The organism is Pseudomonas sp. AAC (assembly GCF_000725445.1).
In the GTDB taxonomy this organism is placed as follows: Bacteria; Pseudomonadota; Gammaproteobacteria; order Pseudomonadales; family Pseudomonadaceae; genus Pseudomonas; species Pseudomonas citronellolis.
This window is the reverse complement of record NZ_KL647104.1, coordinates 54,190-72,579: the sequence shown is the minus strand read 5'-3', so window position 1 is coordinate 72,579 and position 18,390 is coordinate 54,190. Positions and strand designations below refer to the sequence as shown.

General features: G+C 62.1%; 15 protein-coding genes and 1 pseudogene. 6 read left to right on the top strand and 10 right to left on the bottom strand.

Translation table 11 applies throughout. The features are described 5' to 3' along the window. Positions 1 to 115 precede the first annotated feature (115 nt). On the top strand, positions 116 to 1,294 hold the full coding sequence (locus FG99_RS30240; RefSeq protein WP_043273938.1) for an MFS transporter: 1,179 nt from the start codon (positions 116 to 118) through the stop codon (positions 1,292 to 1,294). A gap of 39 nt (positions 1,295 to 1,333) precedes the next feature. Here FG99_RS30240 and FG99_RS30235 read toward each other — a convergent pair. Continuing rightward, positions 1,334 to 2,304 (bottom strand): annotated as a pseudogene (locus FG99_RS30235) (arsenic resistance protein). 146 nt (positions 2,305 to 2,450) lie between these two features. Between FG99_RS30235 and chrA the strand changes: the two are divergent. Next, positions 2,451 to 3,647 (top strand): chromate efflux transporter, encoded by a 1,197-nt coding sequence (chrA, locus tag FG99_RS30230; RefSeq protein ID WP_043273936.1) that lies wholly within the window; start codon positions 2,451 to 2,453, stop codon positions 3,645 to 3,647. Positions 3,648 to 3,920: 273 nt separating this feature from the next. Here the strand turns inward: chrA and FG99_RS30225 are convergent, their stop codons facing one another. Continuing rightward, complete coding sequence (locus tag FG99_RS30225; protein WP_236175246.1) at positions 3,921 to 5,183, bottom strand: OprD family porin; 1,263 nt, start codon at positions 5,181 to 5,183, stop codon at positions 3,921 to 3,923. Between the two features lie 427 nt (positions 5,184 to 5,610). Between FG99_RS30225 and FG99_RS30220 the strand changes: the two genes are divergently transcribed. Together FG99_RS30220 and FG99_RS30215 are read left to right on the top strand one after the other, a co-directional pair. Further along, a complete protein-coding gene (locus tag FG99_RS30220) occupies positions 5,611 to 6,285 on the top strand; it encodes a heavy metal response regulator transcription factor (RefSeq protein WP_043273934.1) in 675 nt (224 codons plus the stop codon). Beyond that, positions 6,282 to 7,661 carry a heavy metal sensor histidine kinase gene (locus tag FG99_RS30215; protein ID WP_043273932.1) on the top strand — a complete coding sequence of 460 codons (1,380 nt, stop codon included), beginning with the start codon at positions 6,282 to 6,284 and terminating at the stop codon, positions 7,659 to 7,661. The genes FG99_RS30220 and FG99_RS30215 overlap by 4 nt, the downstream gene beginning before the upstream one ends. 601 nt (positions 7,662 to 8,262) lie before the next feature. Here the strand turns inward: FG99_RS30215 and FG99_RS30210 are convergent. The 3 genes from FG99_RS30210 to FG99_RS30200 all read right to left on the bottom strand — a co-directional run bounded on the left by FG99_RS30210 (position 8,263) and on the right by FG99_RS30200 (position 14,089). Beyond that, on the bottom strand, positions 8,263 to 11,427 hold the full coding sequence (locus FG99_RS30210; protein WP_043273930.1) for a CusA/CzcA family heavy metal efflux RND transporter: 3,165 nt from the start codon (positions 11,425 to 11,427) through the stop codon (positions 8,263 to 8,265). A gap of 12 nt (positions 11,428 to 11,439) precedes the next feature. After that, a complete protein-coding gene (locus FG99_RS30205; RefSeq protein ID WP_043273929.1) occupies positions 11,440 to 12,696 on the bottom strand; it encodes an efflux RND transporter periplasmic adaptor subunit in 1,257 nt (418 codons plus the stop codon). Positions 12,697 to 12,889: 193 nt separating this feature from the next. After that, positions 12,890 to 14,089 carry a TolC family protein gene (locus FG99_RS30200; protein WP_236175243.1) on the bottom strand — a complete coding sequence of 400 codons (1,200 nt, stop codon included), beginning with the start codon at positions 14,087 to 14,089 and terminating at the stop codon, positions 12,890 to 12,892. A 347-nt stretch (positions 14,090 to 14,436) separates the two neighbouring features. Here FG99_RS30200 and FG99_RS30195 point away from each other — a divergent pair, with 347 nt between their 5' ends. Together FG99_RS30195 and FG99_RS30190 are read left to right on the top strand one after the other, a co-directional pair. Next, positions 14,437 to 15,111 (top strand): heavy metal response regulator transcription factor, encoded by a 675-nt coding sequence (locus tag FG99_RS30195; RefSeq protein ID WP_043273927.1) that lies wholly within the window; start codon positions 14,437 to 14,439, stop codon positions 15,109 to 15,111. Next, positions 15,108 to 16,493 carry a heavy metal sensor histidine kinase gene (locus FG99_RS30190; RefSeq protein ID WP_043273926.1) on the top strand — a complete coding sequence of 462 codons (1,386 nt, stop codon included), beginning with the start codon at positions 15,108 to 15,110 and terminating at the stop codon, positions 16,491 to 16,493. Before FG99_RS30195 ends, FG99_RS30190 begins: the two co-directional genes overlap by 4 nt. Position 16,494: 1 nt before the next feature. Here the strand turns inward: FG99_RS30190 and FG99_RS30185 are convergent, their stop codons facing one another. From FG99_RS30185 to FG99_RS30165, 5 genes are all read right to left on the bottom strand, one after another. Further along, entirely contained in the window at positions 16,495 to 16,857 is a 363-nt protein-coding gene (locus FG99_RS30185; protein WP_236225492.1) for a DUF2790 domain-containing protein, read from the bottom strand. A 75-nt stretch (positions 16,858 to 16,932) separates the two neighbouring features. Beyond that, positions 16,933 to 17,283 carry a DUF2790 domain-containing protein gene (locus tag FG99_RS30180; RefSeq protein ID WP_051879426.1) on the bottom strand — a complete coding sequence of 117 codons (351 nt, stop codon included), beginning with the start codon at positions 17,281 to 17,283 and terminating at the stop codon, positions 16,933 to 16,935. Between the two features lie 156 nt (positions 17,284 to 17,439). After that, positions 17,440 to 17,607, bottom strand: a complete 168-nt coding sequence (locus FG99_RS32575; protein WP_169890401.1) for a co-regulatory protein PtrA N-terminal domain-containing protein — start codon at positions 17,605 to 17,607, stop codon at positions 17,440 to 17,442. Between the two features lie 106 nt (positions 17,608 to 17,713). Then, positions 17,714 to 17,992, bottom strand: a complete 279-nt coding sequence (locus FG99_RS30170; RefSeq protein WP_043273924.1) for a metal-sensing transcriptional repressor — start codon at positions 17,990 to 17,992, stop codon at positions 17,714 to 17,716. Positions 17,993 to 18,023: 31 nt separating this feature from the next. Next, on the bottom strand, positions 18,024 to 18,374 hold the full coding sequence (locus tag FG99_RS30165; RefSeq protein ID WP_043273923.1) for a DUF3147 family protein: 351 nt from the start codon (positions 18,372 to 18,374) through the stop codon (positions 18,024 to 18,026). Between the last annotated feature and the right edge of the window lie 16 nt (positions 18,375 to 18,390).

Here is an 18,390-nt window from a genome sequence, read left to right as displayed (position 1 = left end):
AGTCGAGTGATTATTCGTTTGAATAATATTCGCTCAATTCCAATACTTCCACTCCTTGATCGTCGCCACTGCCACTTCCGGCAGACGACCTCCGGAACCCAACCCAGGCCCCGCAATGTTCAGACAATCCATGCACCGCCAGGTGCTCATCCTCGCCATCGCCCAAGCCTTGTTCCAGACCGTTTCGGTACTGGTGATGACGGTCGGCGGCTTGGCGGGCAGCCATCTCTCTTCCCGGCCGGAATTGGCCACAACGCCCATTGCCAGCATGTTCCTGGGGACCGCAGTGGCCATGTTCCCCGCGTCCATCTGGATGACCCTGGTCGGTAGACGTGCAGGTTTTCTGGTGGGTAGCTCGCTGGGTGTACTGGCCGGACTGGTCGCCGCGCTCGGCATCTGGATGGGCTCATTAGCGGTACTTGCGCTGGGCACCTTCCTGGTCGGCACGTACCAGGCCTTCGCTCAGTTCTATCGCTTCGCGGCCAGCGAGGTCGCCAACGACAGCTTCCGTCCCAAGGCGATTTCATTAGTCCTGGGTGGAGGCATCGTCGCGGCGCTGCTTGGCCCTACCCTGGGGCGATTCGGCGGTCCGCTACTGGAGCCGCTCTATCTGGGCTCGTTCCTTTTGCTAGCGGTGGTTTCGTTGGTGGCAATGGGCGTTCTGTTCTTCCTTGAAATGCCCAAAGGAGAGATTGCGCAGATCGATCACGACCAAGGCCGCCCCTGGGGGCAGATCGTGAGGCAGCCGACCTACCTGGTGTCGCTCTTCGGCGCAGCAACTGGCTACGGAATCATGATCCTGGCGATGACCGCCACCCCGCTCGCCATGGTGCATCATCAGCATGGTCTGGGCGCTGCCGCCACCGTCATCCAACTGCACGTACTGGGCATGTTCCTACCTTCGTTCTTTACAGGTGCGCTGATCTCACGCCTGGGAGTGTTGTGGGTAATGTTGCTGGGCGTGCTGCTGCTCGCCACCCATGTGCTGATGACCTGGACAGGGACCGGCTTCAACTCCTTTGCCAGTGCTCTGGTGCTGTTAGGTATGGGCTGGAACTTCCTCTACATCGGCGGGACGACGCTGCTCACCAGTACCTACAGCCCCGCCGAAAAAGGCCGGGCGCAGGCCACCAACGACATGACCATCTTCGCGGTGGGCCTGGCCTGTTCTTTCAGCGCTGGCGGCCTTCTGCAGCTGCTGGGCTGGCAGACACTGAATCTGCTGCTGTTGCCATGGCTGGTTCTTGCAGCGCTGGCAATTGTCTGGTTGAAGGTTCGCGCGTCTATCCAGTAGTAGCCTACCGGCAGGCGCATGACTGTAGTGAAAGCTGCTTCAGGCATCTGGCCGCCCGGCCCTGATCAATGCCGGAATGGCTCGCAGGTAGATCAGCTCACCCACCAGCTCCACCAGGGTTTGAGTTATCACGGCAGCCGCTGCCATCAGGCGCACTGACTCCGGGAGCGCCATGGCAAGGGGTAACACCACCAGAGAGTTTCGAGTGGCGGCGCTAAAGGCCACAGCCCGTCTCTCTGGAATCGCCAATCCCCAGGCTTTCGCGCAAAGTGCGCCGGTCGCAGGGGCCAGTACCATGAACGCGGCGTATATCGGCAACAGCGGCGCCAGTGTTTGCAGTTGGCCAATCACGGTAGCGATTTGCGACCCGACCACGGCGATCAGTACTCCCGCCATGGCGGGAACCGGCATCCAGGCCCAGGCCGCACTCCAGCTTGCAGCCGCACTCCAGCGCTGGGCCGTTGCCTGGGATATTACGGCGAGCAGCAATGGCACCACGATCAGCAACACGAACGCTTCGGCAAAGGGCATCAGGTCGATGACCACAGCCGAAGCGCCGCCGAGCATGAGAGAAAGGTAGAGCGGCAACAGAATCAGTTGCAGCAGCAGTAGAACCGGAGTTGCCGCCAGCACCAGCCGTGAATCGCCTTTTCCCAGATGGGTAAATACCACCACATAGTCGATACAGGGCGTCAACAGGACCAGCAGGGCCCCAACCAGCAGAGCACGATCTCCAGCGACAGGCAGCGTCAGCAGCCAGACCAGTAGCGGTACGACCACGAAGTTTGCCGTTAGCAGGGCCCCATGAATCGCCAATTGCCGAACGCCTGGCGCAGCTCCAGAAAAGGGATCTGCAGGAACATCGCGTACATGAGTATCGCGATCATTGGCTTGATTGCCGCCGTAGCGATGCCGGCGAAACTTGGCGACAGCAGTCCCGCCAAGGCAGCCAAGCCAACCGAAGCAAAGTAAACAGCGATCTGATAACGCTCCAATGAATCGCGAGTCACGCCTATGTCCGCCTTTTCCAAGTTATCGAGGGGCGCTCATTCTTGCAGAGACGTAGTTGATATTCCTCTTCGCCGTCACAACGAAATTCTCACCGGCCTCAGGTATCGTGCTGTTTCGACTTCCACCCCGGACACTGACACCTCCCATGGCTAACGCAGCCTCTTCCACCCTCAGCGTGTTCCTCGCCTTTCTACGCCTGGGCCTGACCTCCTTTGGTGGCCCGATCGCCCATATCGGTTACTTCCGCGAAGAGTTCGTGGTGCGGCGGCGCTGGCTGGAAGAGCGAACCTTCACCGACCTGGTTGCGCTATGCCAATTCCTTCCAGGCCCGGCCAGCAGCCAAGTGGGAATGGCCATCGGGCTGTCCCGGGCAGGCTATGGCGGAGCCATGGCTGCCTGGGTCGGTTTCACGCTTCCCTCGGCCGTCGTGCTGATTCTTTTCGCGCTGGGCCTGTCCCAGCATGCGCAGTGGATTCCCTCCGGCGCCCTGCATGGTTTGAAAGTCGTCGCGGTCGCCGTGGTCGCCCAAGCGGTCTGGGGCATGGCCCGCAACATGTGTCCGGATGCACCCAGAATCACGCTGATGTTGGGGGCAGCGGTTGCGGCGCTGATGTCCGCCTCTGCCTGGACGCAAGTAGGGATCATCCTGCTGACCGGCGCCGTCGGCGCGATATTGTTCAGACCTGCGCAAAGCAACGGGCACGAAGCACTGCGCATTCCCATCAGCGCTCGAACCGGCGCGCTGTGGCTGGCCGCCTTCGTCGCGCTGCTGCTAATCCTGCCCGTTCTCGCATCGTTGACCGCCAACCCAGTGCTGACCCGAATCGACGCTTTCTACCGTACCGGCTCCCTGGTTTTCGGTGGTGGCCACGTCGTACTGCCGCTGCTACAGGCCGAGGTCGTCGAGCCCGGCTGGGTCAGCAACGAAACCTTCCTCGCCGGCTACGGCGCGACCCAGGCGGTACCGGGCCCGTTGTTCAGCTTCGCTGCCTTCCTCGGCGCCTCGATGCAGAGCGGCCCCACCGGCTGGGGCGGCGGGCTGCTCTATCTTCTGGCAGTCTTCCTGCCCTCCTTCCTGCTGATCGCCGGCGCGCTGCCCTTCTGGGAACGGCTGCGTCGCTATCGACGAGCGCAGGCAGGCATGCTGGGTGTAAACGCAGGAGTGGTCGGATTGCTGCTTGCAGCGCTTTACCAGCCGGTCTGGACCAGCGCGATTCTCGATACCGGAGACTTCATACTGGCGTTACTGGCACTGGCAGCTTTGCAGTGGTGGAAACTACCGGCATGGCTGGTGGTGTGTGCCACCGCCGTAAGCGGTGCTGTGATGCAGGCCTCTAACTAGCCTTTGCCGTTGACGCAAACCTCTGCCGAAGGCCTGGCCAGGGGCATAAAAAAAGGCGCCCGTTAAGGGCGCCTAATAAATTCACCTCTTCCAAAGGAGCAATTAAGCTTCAAAGGTGAACTCTAGGGTAGAACCCGGCCTTGCGACCGGGCAGAACAATGCCGACAAAATCAAAAAAGGTTGAATCGCACAGAAATATTAACGATTCCCCTCTGACATGAAGATGGAGGCAACATTAAATTCCTGTCATCTTTCCTGCCGTGATTTCAGTGATCAGAGAACCGAGAGCGGGTACTCCACGATCAGACGAGTTTCATCGAGATCGGACTCGAACTGGGTTGCACGAGTGGTTGCCTGACGCAGTCGGAAGGACAAGTCTTTGAACTGTCCAGTCTGCACTACATATTTGGCTTCGATATCTCGCTCCCAGCGCTTCTGGTTGGTCAGCGGATTACCGTCGGCATCGCGGCGCATATAAACGCTGTTGGCGTTGGAGTAGTCGATATCGCTGCCGCGACCGTAACGGGTCATGAAGGTCAGGCCGGGCACGCCGTAACGCTCCATATCCAGGTCGTAACGCACCATCCACGACTTCTCCTTGGGCGAGTTGAAGTCGCTGTACTGGATGGAGTTGTCCAAGAAGATCGAGTCCGACTGGCGCAGGTAGTCGAAATCGTCGTTGCCGTTGTTCTGCTGGTGAGAAACGGAAACGGTATGGGCGCCAAACTGCAGCCCAACCTTGCCCGCCCAGATGTTGTTGTTGAACTCGCCGAGCAGCTTCTTGCCCTCGTCGACGGCCTTGTAGTAGTTGAAGTCGCCGATCAGCATCAGCTCTTCCGCCAGCGGATAGGCCAGGTAGGCACCGAAGTAATGCTGATTCCAGGCATCCTTCAGGCGGCTGGTGTACAGGCTCACGCTGACGTTCTTGTTGATCGCGTAATCACCACCGCCGTAAGCCACCCAGGGCGAATCCACCGGACCCGCATAGAAGGTGGCGAACTGGTCGCGCATGTTGCTGGAGGTCGGCTGGCTCATGGAGTGCAGACGACCGCCCTGCAGGGTCAGGCCCTCAAGGCTGGTATTGCTCAGGGTCACACCCCGGAAGGATTCGGGCAGCAGGCGCGAATCGCCAAATGCCACGACGGGCGTCGCCGGGAAGACATCGCCCACCTTGACTTCGGTATCGAAGGCGCGCGCCTTCACGGCGCCGCCGACCTTGGTGAATTCATCGCGTGCCTTGCCTTCGCTGTCCACCGGCATCATGTCGAAGGAGCTGCGCCCACCGTTACGGCCATCGCCGGTATCCAGCTTCAGGGCGATCATGGCGAAGGCGTCCACGCCTACACCAACGGTGCCCTGGGTGTAGCCCGACTCGAACTTGCCGATGATGGCATGGGCCCAGGTCTCCGAGTATCCGGCCCCGCCCGGCGCGGTTTCGCCGTTGCGGTTGTCACGGTTGAAGTACATGTTTCGGTTCAGGATCGAGAGCTTGCTGCCCTCGACGAAGCCCTCTTCGGCTTCCGCTGCACCAGCCATCGGGCTGATGCAAGTAAGCGCGGAGAGAGCCACAAGGGATAGGGATGGAATACGGGACATGATTGCTCCATGGTCAATGGCAGTTCTTGTTGGTCTATCAACACCACTATTTTTTATTCAGAGAATGCGTGCAGGTGTTAGCGACCTATGCTTACTGGCCATGTCTAACCGTAGGATTAACTGTTGATTACAATTTTGAAAGAATTCGAATGTAATAAGTCCCTCTTTCGGGGAGGCGGTTGTTATCACCCAGGTGATGGGCAAATTACAAATTTGTAGGATTTATCGAAGTAAGTTTCTTCCACGCTAGAATCCGCCAACAACCCATTCATGGGCTGGGCGCCAATCCGCAATACCCGGTGCGCCGGCAATCCAACGGACATGACGCACCCGCCATACCCCGCCTTAACGTTTCAGAGTGTCGTTCATGCGGATACTTGTTGTTGAAGATGAAGAAAAAACCGCCTCCTATATCAAACAAGGTCTCACCGAAAGCGGATTTATCGTTGATCGTGCCGCCAACGGCGTCGATGCACTGCATCTATTCGGCCATAACAACTACGAACTTATCCTGCTCGATGTGAATATCCCCAGCATCGATGGCTGGGGCGTGCTCGAATTCATCCGCAAGACCAGCCGCGTTCGTATCCTCATGCTCACCGGGCGCAGCCGGTTGAATGACCGGATCAAGGGGCTCGATGCCGGCGCCGACGATTACATGACCAAGCCCTTCGAGTTCCCCGAACTGCTGGCCAGAGTAAGGGCCCTGATGCGGCGCGGCGACAGCCTGAGCGAAACACCGACGTTCAGGGTTGCCGACCTGGAGCTGGACCCTGGCCGCCATCGCGCCTTCCGCGGTGATCACCGCATCGACCTGACCACCAAGGAGTTCGCCTTGCTCCAGCTGTTGATGAGCCGTACCGGCGAAGTGCTCAGTCGCACGCAGATCATCTCGCTGGTGTGGGACATGAACTTCGACTGCGACACCAACGTGATCGACGTTTCCATACGCAGGCTTCGGGCGAAGATCGATGACCCGTTCGAGACGAAGCTGATCCACACCATTCGCGGCGTCGGCTATGTGCTCGAGGACCGTACATGAGCCTGGCCACTCGGCTGGGCGTCAATGTGGGCCTGATGACCGCCATCCTGGTCGCCGCCCTGGCAGTCGTCTGCTATTTCCTGCTGTCGCAAGGGCTGGAGCGCTCGGTCAAGACCACCCTGGGAGCGAAGATGGTCAGCGTTGCCCACAGCGTTTCGCAGATGAGCGAGATCGGCGAGATTCGCAGCGAACCACACATCCTGATGGATCTCGCGCTGGGGCACACCAACATGTTCCTCAACATCTACACACCGTCGGATCGCCAGAAGCCCCTGCTGACCATTGGCACCCTGAAGGTCGCTTTCAACCCGCCCTCGCTGGACCTGGGGCGTGATCTGAACTTTCACGAGTGGCGCGACGAGGGTGGTCGCCCAATGCTGAGCGTCGCGCAAGCGCTGAGCATCAAGGACGGAAGCCCGGTAGTGGTGTACCTGACGATCGACAGGACATCGGACCGGGAGCTGCTCAACTCGATTTCCCGCACGGCGCTCGTGGCCTACCCCTCCGTGCTGCTACTGATCCTGTTCCTCGCCTGGTGGACGGTCAGGCAGGGACTCAAGCCGCTGAACAGCTTCCTGCGTGTAGCCTCGAAAGTTTCGACCGACAATCTGGACCATCGCCTGCCCACCGAGCGGCTGCCGGCGGAGCTGGGCAACCTCGCCGAGGGCATCAACGTCATGCTCAATCGGCTGGACGATGGCGTGCAGCAGTTGTCGCAATTCTCCGATGATCTGGCCCACGAGCTGCGCGCGCCCATCACCAACCTGATGGGCAAGGCACAGGTGGCGCTGACGCGCACCCGCTCCCCCGAGGAATACCGCGACGTGCTCGAATGCTGCACCGAGGAGCTCGACCGTCTGACGCGCATCGTCGCCGACATGCTGTTCCTGGCCCACGTCAGCCACCCGCTGGAGCTGGTGCATTTCGAGCGCGTGAACCTTCGCGACGAAGCCGAGCGGGTCTGCGATCTGTTCAGCCTTTCCGCCGAAGAGGCTGGTGTGGAGCTGCAGATCGAGGGCGAGGCAACCGTCAGCGGCAATCGCCTGATGATCCAGCGAGCGATCTCCAATCTACTGTCCAACGCGATTCGTTACTGCCCCTCGGGCTCGGCCGTGACCCTGCACATTGCAACGTACGGCTCCAGCGCGCGCCTAAGTGTCAGCAATCCCGGCAAAGGCATCCCCGCCGAACATCTGCCGCACCTGTTCGAACGCTTCTACCGGGTCGACAAGAGCCGTGCGCGCAGTGAAGGCGGGACGGGCCTGGGCCTTGCCATTGTGCGTTCGATCATGACGCTGCACCAGGGCGCTGCAGATGTCGAAGTAGCGCCGGACCGGGTCACCCGCTTCTACCTCGAATTCCCATCGCAACACTGAGCGCAGTCCAGCTGCCGCTCATTTGCGCAAGGCGCCGAGCGGCGGCAAACGCCGCCCCTCTCTTCGAATCACCCTCTTCGCCATCGCTCTCGCGCCACTTGCCTCCCATCAGCCCGACCTGCCGCGCACGCAGCGCCCATTCCAGTCGCGGTGCCCTGCAAACTGGCCGACCATGGGTAGCTCCGAGCCGGAGGGCGGCTTCAGCCGCTGCAGGTTGTCCCGGCGTGGCCAGGAAAAAGCAGCGTGGAGAGGCGCGCGGTCAAGCTGTCGAAATTGTCACACCGTGCTCACCGACGCGTTAAACGGCCGAAGGTATAACGGTAAGCGTCACCTTCCCCAAGACGGTGGCTGATTTCCCTATCCGTTTCTCCTCCCAGTGCTCCAGACTTCCTTTGGGGGAAGAGAAACCCTCCGCAGCGCCCTCCCGGGCGCTTTTTTTTGCCCGCCATCCCGCCTGCCGCTGCGCGCGCTCACATCCAGTACCCGAATCCCGGGCTTGGCTACCGTGGCTTCGCCTGTGCGTTGATGGAGCAGGACGGGAGGCGCCCACAAAAAAGGCGGCACCCTCAGGTGCCGCCTTTTCCGTTGCTGGTCGTCAGGATCAGTAAAGCGCCGGCGCATCCTCGCTGGCCTCGGCATCTTCGTCCTTGCGATGCATCCAGCGATACAGCGCCGGTAGCACCAGCAACGTCAGCGTGGTGGAGGACAGAATGCCGCCAATCACTACCGTTGCCAGCGGGCGCTGCACCTCGGCGCCAGTGCCGGTGGCCAGAGCCATGGGCACGAAGCCCAGCGACGCTACCAGAGCCGTCATCAGCACCGGCCGCAGACGCGTCAGCGCCCCTTCGCGAATCGCGGCGTCAAGGCTGCGTCCCTCCTCTCGCAGGCTGCGGATGAAGGAGATCATCACCAGGCCATTGAGCACCGCCACGCCGGACAAAGCGATGAAACCGACGCCAGCGGAGATCGACAATGGGATGTCCCGCAGCCACAAAGCCACCACGCCGCCGGTCAATGCGAAGGGAATACCGGTGAACACCAGCAAGCCATCGCGCACGTTGTTGAACATCATCATCAGCAGCGTGAACACCAGCAGCAGCGCCACCGGCACCACGATCTGCAGGCGCTGCGCCGCCGACTGCAGTTGCTCGAACTGCCCACCCCAGGTGGTCCAGTAGCCGGCCTGCAGCTTGACCTGCTGCTCCAGGCTCTGGCTCGCCTCGGTGACGAAGGAGCCGATATCGCGGCCACGGACGTTGGCGCTCACCACCACCAGGCGCTTACCGTTCTCGCGGCTGACCTGGTTCGGCCCCTGCACCAACTCCAGGCGCGCCACCTCGCCCAGGGTAATGAAGCCGATGCGGGTCGCCGAGCCAGTAGCAGGCACTGGAATCAGCATGCGCGACAGCGCGTCGATGTCGCTGCGCAGTCGCTCAGGAAGGCGCACGATCATGTCGAAACGACGGTCGCCCTCGAACAGTGTGCCAGCCTCGCGACCACCAATGGCCACCGCGACAGTGTCCTGGATGTCGCCAACGTTCAATCCGTAGCGTGCCGCACGCTGGCGGTCGATGTTCACGGTAAGCACCGGCAGGCCGCTGGTCTGCTCGACCTTCACCTCGGAAGAACCCTGGACTTTGCGCAACACGCCAGCGATCTGCTCCGCGGTCTGGTTCAGCACCGCCATGTCATCGCCGAACACCTTCACGGCCACGTCACTGCGTACGCCGGAAATCAGCTCGTTGAAGCGCAACTGGATCGGCTGTGACAGTTCGTAGGCACTCCCGGGCACGCCGTCGGCGGCTTTCTGGATATCCGCTTCCAGTTCGGCACGGCTCTTCTTTGGATCCGGCCACTGGTCCTTGGGCTTGAGCATCACGTAGGCGTCGGAAATGTTCGGCGGCATCGGATCGGAAGCGATTTCCGCGGTGCCGGTGCGGCTGAACATGCGTTCCACCTCGGGCACCTTCGCCAGGACCTGCTTCTCCAACCGCTCCTGCATGGCTACGGACTGCGACAGGCTGGTGCCCGGCGTACGCAGCGACTGCAAGGCGAAGTCGCCCTCGCCAAGGCTGGGAACGAACTCGCTGCCCATGCGGCTGGCGAGCACGCCCGAAAGCACCACCAGCACCGCCGCGAAAGCGAAGATCACTGCGCGACTCCCCATCACCCAGTCCAGCACCGGTTCGTAGGCCCGGCGGGCACCGCGCATCAGCAGGTTTTCCTCTTCCTTGACCTTGCCGGTAATGAACAGCGCGATGGCCGCCGGAACGAAGGTCACCGAGAGGATCATCGCCCCCAGCAGGGCCAACACGACGGTGAAGGCCATGGGGTGGAACATTTTCCCTTCCACGCCGGTGAGGGCGAAGATCGGCAAGTACACCACCATGATGATCAATTGCCCGTAGATCAGCGCGCGGCGCGCTTCCTTCGACGCGGCGAAGACTTCGTGCATTCGCTCGCTGCGGGTCAGCATGCGGCCATGGTGCTGCTGCGCGTGGGCCAGGCGGCGGATGGCGTTCTCGACGATCACCACGGCGCCGTCGACGATGATGCCGAAGTCCAGCGCGCCCAGGCTCATCAGGTTGGCACTGATACGGTTGCTGAACATGCCGGTGAAGGTGAACAGCATCGCCAGGGGGATCACCATGGCGGTGATCAGCGCCGCGCGGATGTTGCCCAGGAACAGGAACAGCACCGCGACCACCAGGATCGCGCCCTCGGTGAGGTTGCGCTTCACCGTGGCAATGGCCTTGTCCACCAGTTGAGTACGATCGTAGACGGTCACCGCCTTCACGCCCTGGGGCAGCGTACGGTTAATCTCCGCCAGCTTGTTGGCGGCCGCCAGGGACACGGTACGACTGTTCTCGCCGATCAGCATGAACACCGTACCGAGCACCACTTCCTGGCCATTCTCGGTCGCGGCACCGGTACGCAGTTCCTTGCCCAGATCGACTTCGGCGATATCACGCATACGGATCGGCGTGCCATCGACGTTGGCAACCACGATGTTGGCGATGTCTTCCAGATCCTTTACCTGGCCAGGCGCGCGCACCAGCAACTGCTCGCCGCTGCGCTCGATGTAACCGGCGCCGACGTTGGCGTTGTTGCGCTCCAGGGCGGTGATCAGGTCCGTCAGCGTCAAGCCGTAGGCCGCCAGTCGGCGGGTGTCGGGCGCTACCTGGAACTGCTTGGCGAAGCCGCCGATGGTATTCACCTCGGCCACGCCGGGGACATTGCGCAGCTGCGGTTTGACCACCCAATCCTGAATGACTCGCAGGTCGGTCGGCGTGTAGGGGGAACCATCCTCCTTGCGCGCGCCCTCCTCGGCCTCGATGGTCCACAAGAAGATTTCCCCAAGACCGGTGGAGATCGGCCCCATGGCCGATTCCACGCCCTCGGGCAACTGCTCGCGCGCCTGCTGCAGGCGCTCGTTGACCAGTTGGCGGGCGAAGAACAGATCGGTGCCGTCCTTGAAGATCACCGTCACCTGGGACAGGCCCGAGCGGGAGATCGAGCGAGTCTGCTGCAGGTCCGGCAGGCCGGCCATCGCCGTCTCCACCGGGTAGGTCACGCGCTGCTCGGTTTCCAGTGGCGAGAAGCCCGGCGCCGAGGTGTTGATCTGCACCTGGACGTTGGTGATGTCCGGCACGGCGTCGATGGGCAGCTTCTGGTAGCTGGCGATGCCCAGCCCGGCCATGCCGAGGACGGCGAGCAGCACCAGATAGCGCTGCTCGATGGCGAATCGAATGATGCGTTCGAACATGTCAGCGCCTTGTCAGTGAGCGTGGGACGCCGAGCTCTTGCCCAGCTCCGACTTGAGGATGAAGCTGCCTTCGCTGGCGACCTGATCGCCCACCGCCAGGCCATCGATCACTTCCACATGGCCGTCGTTGCGCAGGCCCAGGCTGACCGGGCGTGCCTCGAAGCCTTCGGCGTTGCGGACGAACACGCTGGGCTTTTCCTCCACCGTCTGCACCGCCTGCTCCGGAATGGCCACCGGCACCTGGCGCGCTTGGGCGCTGACTCGCACGTTGACGAACAACCCTGGGCGCCAGGCGCCATCGGGGTTGTTCAGGGTGACGCGGGCTACGGCACTGCGGGTCTGCTCGCCGAGCAGATTGCCGACATAGGCAACGCGGCCCTCGACCTGCATGCCCAGGTCCGGTGCTTCGACTCGCGCGGGCTTGCCGACCTGGATGCGCGCCAGGTCCTGCGGGGCGACGCTGAAGGTCGCCCAGACCCGCGAGAGGTCCGAGAGGGTGAAGGCATTAGTGGTTTCGCTGACCACTTCGCCCTGCACCAGGTGCTTCTCCACTACCACACCGTCGAAGGGGGCCCGCAGCTCGTAACGGTTGCCACCACCGCTGGCGGTAACCCCGCTGAGGGCGCTGGTCTTCTGCTTGGCGTTGGCCAGCGCAATCTGCGCCTCTTCCAATACCTGGCGCGCCTGGAGGTAGTCCTGTTCGGCGGAAATCTTCTCGCGCCACAACTCGCGCTCGCGCTCGAAGGTGGTGTTGGCCAAGGCGACGCGACGCTGCGCCGCGGCCAGCTCGCTGCGCAGCTCGGAGATCTGTTGGCTGGAGATGATGGCCAGCAGGTCGCCTTTCTTAACGCTCTGGCCCAAATCGACCGACACCGACTCCACCACGCCCGCTGTACGCGGCACGATGTGCGCGGTGCGGTCCTGATCGAAGCCGATCTCGCCCGGCAGGCTGACGGCTTCATCGAGCGCACGCGGGGCGGCAGTGACCAGCTTGATGCCCGCGGCGCTGATCTGCTCCGCGCTCAGGTGCAGACCTTCCTCTTCGCCGGCTTCTTCCCCCCCTTCAGCGTTGTGATGCTCGCCATCGGCATGCCCGGACGCCTCCGCATGCGCCGATGCGCCGGCCTCGCCGTGGTGTTCGTTGTCGGCGTGGGTCGCATCGTCCTGATGCGCGCCTGGCTGGCTTTCCCCACCCAGCCAGGTGAAGGCGCTGATACCCAGGACGGACGCCAGTACGACGGCCCCTGCAATGTGGACTCTCTTGACCATGAGGACTCCGGAATGAGCCCGACCGCGCCAAAGGCGTCAGACGTCGGGACTGGAAAATAATTGATGCAGGTCCTGAAACAGGTCATGGACGCACCAGTGCGCCACTCCCAGATCCCGGACGAAACCCGGGGCGGGTGCGCAAGTCGGCAAGACCAGCAGCACCCACCCCACCAGAAAACGCGCCGCGCGCCCTTTAGCGTGAGGCCGAGCCGACATCACCGTAGACACGCTCTATGCGCCCCCAGGCATCGCTGACTTGGGCCAGCGCCTGCAAGTACTGATCGCGAGCGGTAATCAGCGTGCGCTGGGCGTCGAGCACTTCGAGGAAGCCGAACTTGCCCATCTCGAAACCACGGGTGGCGCTCTCTACCGCGGTCTGCGCGGTGGGCAGGATGGTCTGGCGGAAGGCATTCACTTCCATCTGCGCGGTGCTCCACTGCTGCAGGGCCTGCTGCGTTTCCTGGCGCAGCCGCAGTTCGGTGGCATTGCGCAGGTCGCGGGCCTGATCGGCACGGCGCGACTCGGCCAGGATGTTGCCCTGATTGCGGTCGAACAGCGGCAACGGCAGGCTCAGGCCGACGACGGCAATGCGGTCGCGGTTGCCTTCCTCGATGGCCTCCTGGGTGCCGACGGTGACGTCCAGGTCCGGGATGCGCTGAGTGCGCGCCAGGCGCAACGCGGCTTCGCTCTGATCGATGCGGCTCTGCGCAAGACGAAGCGAGGCGCTGTCGCCCAGTCGATCGAGCAGCGTCACATCCGAAGGCAGCTCCGGCAGCGGCCTGGTGGTGTCGCTAAGCACGCTGGTGAAATCGGGGCGCGGCAGGCCCATCAGCACGGCGAGGTTCTGGTAGGCATCGGCGCGATCCCGTGCGGCACGCTCCTGCTCCAGCTTTACTTCCGCCAGCTGCACCTGGGCGCGGTTGGCTTCCAGTGGAGGCGCCTTCCCGGCGTGAACACGACCTTGGGCTGCCTTCACTCCCCGCTCGGCCAATGCCACAGACTGCTGTGCCAGGCGCTCGCGCTCCTGGGCGCGCAGGGCAGAATAGAAGCTGGCAATGACATCGCCGCGCAAGGCGTTGCGTTGCTCTTCGACGCTCAGTGCCGCAACTTCCTCCCCCCGCTCGGCCAGCTCGACGCGCGCGCCGCGCTTGCCGCCCAGCTCGAAGGGTTGGGTCAGGCCGACGGTGGTCGTGCGATTGCGTGACTCGGTGCCCTCCTGCTCCCAGGACAAGGTAGGGTTACGCAGCAATCCCGCCTGCTGGCGAAGCCCCTGGGCAATGCCGATTTCACGGGAGCCGGCGGAGTACGAGGGGTTGTTCGCAACCGCCGCCTGCATCGCCTCCTCGATACCCAGATCACGTGCTGCGGCGGAATTCGACAGACTCCAGGCCACGGCGAGGCCAATGGCCCAACGCCCTCCTGATCGAACTCCCTTTGCGAATCGACTCGAACACACCATAGACCTCACCCGCTGGCTCCAGATTCGACGGCAAGAGCCGTCATTTGCTGCGCCAATCTAAAGGTGAGCCACTAGCGACAAGGTGACTGTCAAATTACAAAGATGTAATCCAGCCCCCCGCGCCAGAGCGGCTGAGCACGACAGCGTTCCGGTAATCCGCAGAAACAGTTACCCAGCCCTGCACCACATTGACCTTGTAGTAACTACAGCTTTTAGACTCCGCCGCCATTGCGCCCCGCACATTGGGGCACTGCCCGATGAAGTAGAGCGGAAGCTGACCGATGAAAATTCTTCTCGTCGAAGACGAACCCAAGACTGCCCAGTACCTGCGGCAGGGGCTGAGCGAAAGCGGTTATGTGGTGGACCACGCCGACAACGGCCTGGACGGACTGCACCTGGCCCGCCAGTTTCCCTACGACCTGATCGTACTGGACGTAAACCTGCCGAAGATGGACGGCTGGGAAGTACTGAGCCAGTTGCGCAGCAAATCCGATACCCGCGTGATGATGCTCACTGCACGCGGCCGCCTCAGCGAAAAGGTCAAAGGCCTGGACCTGGGGGCCGACGACTATCTGCTCAAGCCCTTCGAGTTTCCCGAACTGCTGGCGCGCATCCGCTCCTTGCAGCGGCGCGGAGAGCGTGCGCAACCCAGCCAGGTTCTACAGGTGGCCAATCTGGAGCTGGACCCAGGCCGTCACCGTGCCTTTCGCGGTGAACAGCGCATCGATCTGACCAGCAAGGAATTCACTCTGCTCCAGTTACTGATGAGCCGCAGCGGCGAAGTCCTGTCGCGCACGCAGATCATTTCCCTGGTGTGGGACATGAACTTCGACTGCGATACCAACGTGGTCGAAGTGACTATCCGCCGCCTGCGGGCGAAGGTCGACGATCCGTTCCCCAGCAAGCTGATCCACACGATCAGGGGCGTGGGCTATGTACTGGAGTCACGCGAATGAAGCCGGCTAGCCTGTCGCTGAGGATCGGTTTGTGGGTTGGCCTACTCGGCTCGGTGCTGATGGTGCTGTTGATCACCCTGACCTATCTGGTACTCGAACACCAGCTCGACATCCGCGCGCGGCAGTCGCTGGACAGCAAGATGGATCAGGTTCGCCATCGCCTTGACGAGGACATGGGCCCCGGCATCCTGCCTCAGGGCACCCATGCCCTTCGTGACCTGATCATAGGCCATGACTACCTAAGCCTGACATTGCTACCGACTGCGCCTGGCCTACCTCCGCTGATGCAGACCGAGTCTTTCGTAGACTGGCAGACCCTGGATCGCCTGCCGCTACAAAAGGGCAGTCGCGAATGGACGGCGGGCAACGGCCATAACCTGCTGACTTCGCGCAGTGTCGTGACGCTTGAGAACGGTGAGTCCGTGCGGGTATTTCTCACCCTTGACCGCCACGCCGATGCCGCACTGCTCGGCGCCTTCCTGCGCTCTTCGCTGCTGTCGACGCCGCTGCTTCTGCTACTGATCGCGCTGGGCGCAAGACTCGCGGCGCAACGCGGGCTTCTGCCCTTGCGGCGTTTCGGCAAGGTGGCCGCACTGGTCTCCACCGACGACATGAGCCATCGCATTCCAGTCAAACGCTTGCCGGATGAACTCAAGGATGCCGCTCATGCCCTCAATACCATGCTGGGCCGGCTGGACGAAGGTGTACGGCAACTCACGCAGTTCTCTGACGATCTCTCCCATGAGCTGCGCTCACCGATCAACAACATGCTGGGCAAGACCCAGGTAGCGCTTTCCCGCCCGCGTGACAACGACGCTTACCAGGCAGTGCTGGAGTCCAATGTCGAAGAGCTGGAACGGGTCGCCCGCATCGTCAGCGAAATGCTGTTCCTCGCCCAGGTCAGCCATCCGAAGACCCTCCTGCCCGGCGATCCCGTGCATCTGGCCGCAGAGGCGCACAAAGTTGCCGAGCTGTTCGAACTCAGCGCGGAAGAGAAGGACCTGCAGATTCAAATAACCGGCGATGCACAGGTGCTGGGCGACCGACTGATGATCCAGCGAGCCATCTCCAACCTACTCTCCAACGCGATCCGCCATACCCCTGAGCGGAGCATCGTCGAAGTCCGGATCAGCGAGGATGAATCAGGCATCGCACTGCAGGTTGAAAACCCAGGCTCTGGTATTGCCGCCGAGCACCTGCCACACCTGTTCGAGCGTTTCTATCGCGTCGATCCGAGTCGCACCCGTGCCGCGGGGGGAACCGGGCTGGGTCTGGCCATCGTCAACACGATCATGGACCTGCATCAGGGAACGGTCAGCGCCCAGAGCTCGGAAGCGGGCCCTACCCGCTTCCTGTTGAAATTCCCGCGCCGGGCCGACTGACTCAGCGAATCGAGCGGCAGGCGAAGCGCTCCTGGCGATACTCGACCAATTGCTCTTCGCCGAAGGAGTCCTTGTAGCGCATCTGTACGGGGACCACGCCGCAGTCGCGGCTGAGTGGGGTCACCGAAACGACCTCGGCGATATCCAGGTCCATGCCGTAGGTGTATTGCTTGGCCTGTGCGACCTCTGTGGCCGAGGGTTGAGCAGCCGCCATCGCGTGCTGCCGCGCTTGCTGCATGCGCGAGAAGGTGATGTCGCCACCGCCGTCGGCCAGGGCCAGCGATGTCGAACCGAACAGGACGGTGAACAGAAGAGCGTGCTGAATTTTCATCGTGATCGCCTCGGTGGAGTCAGTGCTATGCATTGACTCCACCTTACGATCCGGCCCCTAACAGCAGCCTGAGCAACTCATGACGATTCGGTAATGCGGCACGGCGAGCTAGCGCTCGTTGCGGCAGTTGCCGTTGACGGTATAGCGGATGCTCTTCAGCTCTCCCGTGCTGTCCTCGTAGGACATCAACTTGGGAACATTGCCGCACAGGTTAGCGCTCGCCGTTGGAGTGACATGAATGACCTTGGCCACATCCATTTTCATGCCAAAGCGATAGTCTTCCACCGCGGGAACGGCCTTGCCTTCCGCCTCGGCATGTTGACGCACGGCCTGATCGTTGAGGGTCTCCATGCGCTGCACATAGTCCTCCGGCACCGCCTGGGCAGAGGCGAAGAATGCCTGGCTTAGCAGAAAGACCGCGGTAATGCCGATTGCCTTGGAAAAGCTCGATTTGCTCATTGCCTGTCTCCTTTCGAGTTTCCAACACGATACGAGGCAGGTGCTGACCAGAGCATGGCGAGCGACTTACATTACTGAAACGTCCTCGCCGGAAAGCCGGAAACGGCAAAAGCCGCGCCCCTTTCGGGACGCGGCCGCTGTTCTGTCGACGGCTGTTCAGTTCTTCGCGGTTTCGATCTGCGCCGGCACTTGCTGGGCTGCTTTCATTGCCTGCTGGCGAGCCTGCTCCATGCGCGCAAAGGTGATATCGCCGCCGCCATCGGCCAGGGCGAAGGAAGAGGTACCGAGCAGAGTGACGAGGAGCAGAACACTTTTGACTTTCATGGAGGGCCTCATGGCTGTTGTCCGTGGATGACAACACCTTAAGGCCCCATGCCTAACGGCATCCTGAGCGAAAGATGACGATTCGGTAATGCGCGGAGCTCGCCGCTCACAAGTAACGGGTGATCTCGCGAAACTCGTCCAGCGCGCCCGGCTTCACCCCCTGTGGATCATCCAGCGCATGCTCCAGGCAATGATCGATGTGATCCTGAATCAAGGTTCGCTTGGCCCGGCAGACCGCCTTTTCCACGGCGTGCAGCTGCTGGGCGATGTCCACGCAGGCGCGCTGTTCCTCGATCATTGCGATGATGCTGCGCAAGTGCCCTTCCGCGCGCTTGAGTCGCTTGCGCACCGCCTCATGGGAAGAGTGCGGCCCGTGATCCTGCATGTGAATTCCTCGTGCAGCGTAAAAAGTGGCTCTACCACAGCTCGATGCCGAATCGGTGCATCAGCAATGAAAAGAGGGCGAACAACAGCAAGGTGACGAAGATGCTGGCGATCAGCGTCGGCCAGAACCCCAGGCGCGGCAGGAGCGCCGGAAACAGCAGGAACATCGGCAGCGTCGGCACCACATACCAGAAGGTGTACCAGGCATGGTTGGCGATCTTGTCCTGCCCCTGGTTCTCCACCTGCAGCCAGATCAGCGTGAGCACGGTGACCAGCGGCAATGCCGCCACCAGCCCACCCAGTCGGTCACTGCGTTTGGCCAGCTCCGAGACGAGCACGACGATGCCGGCAGTGGTGGCGTACTTGGTCAGAATCCAGAGCATCGGGAGCCCTCCGGGG

Excerpts from the sequence above, each read along its gene's own strand:
- FG99_RS30220 (WP_043273934.1), top strand. The coding sequence starts at position 5,611 with ATGCGGATACTTGTTGTTGAAGATGAAGAAAAAACCGCCTCCTATATC.
- FG99_RS30225 (WP_236175246.1), bottom strand. The coding sequence starts at position 5,183 with ATGGCTGGTGCAGCGGAAGCCGAAGAGGGCTTCGTCGAGGGCAGCAAG.
- FG99_RS30185 (WP_236225492.1), bottom strand. The coding sequence starts at position 16,857 with ATGCATAGCACTGACTCCACCGAGGCGATCACGATGAAAATTCAGCAC.
- FG99_RS30195 (WP_043273927.1), top strand. The coding sequence starts at position 14,437 with ATGAAAATTCTTCTCGTCGAAGACGAACCCAAGACTGCCCAGTACCTG.
- FG99_RS30240 (WP_043273938.1), top strand. The coding sequence starts at position 116 with ATGTTCAGACAATCCATGCACCGCCAGGTGCTCATCCTCGCCATCGCC.
- FG99_RS30165 (WP_043273923.1), bottom strand. The coding sequence starts at position 18,374 with ATGCTCTGGATTCTGACCAAGTACGCCACCACTGCCGGCATCGTCGTG.
- chrA (WP_043273936.1), top strand. The coding sequence starts at position 2,451 with ATGGCTAACGCAGCCTCTTCCACCCTCAGCGTGTTCCTCGCCTTTCTA.
- FG99_RS30205 (WP_043273929.1), bottom strand. The coding sequence starts at position 12,696 with ATGGTCAAGAGAGTCCACATTGCAGGGGCCGTCGTACTGGCGTCCGTC.
- FG99_RS30210 (WP_043273930.1), bottom strand. The coding sequence starts at position 11,427 with ATGTTCGAACGCATCATTCGATTCGCCATCGAGCAGCGCTATCTGGTG.
- FG99_RS32575 (WP_169890401.1), bottom strand. The coding sequence starts at position 17,607 with ATGAAAGTCAAAAGTGTTCTGCTCCTCGTCACTCTGCTCGGTACCTCT.
- FG99_RS30190 (WP_043273926.1), top strand. The coding sequence starts at position 15,108 with ATGAAGCCGGCTAGCCTGTCGCTGAGGATCGGTTTGTGGGTTGGCCTA.
- FG99_RS30170 (WP_043273924.1), bottom strand. The coding sequence starts at position 17,992 with ATGCAGGATCACGGGCCGCACTCTTCCCATGAGGCGGTGCGCAAGCGA.
- FG99_RS30180 (WP_051879426.1), bottom strand. The coding sequence starts at position 17,283 with ATGAGCAAATCGAGCTTTTCCAAGGCAATCGGCATTACCGCGGTCTTT.
- FG99_RS30215 (WP_043273932.1), top strand. The coding sequence starts at position 6,282 with ATGAGCCTGGCCACTCGGCTGGGCGTCAATGTGGGCCTGATGACCGCC.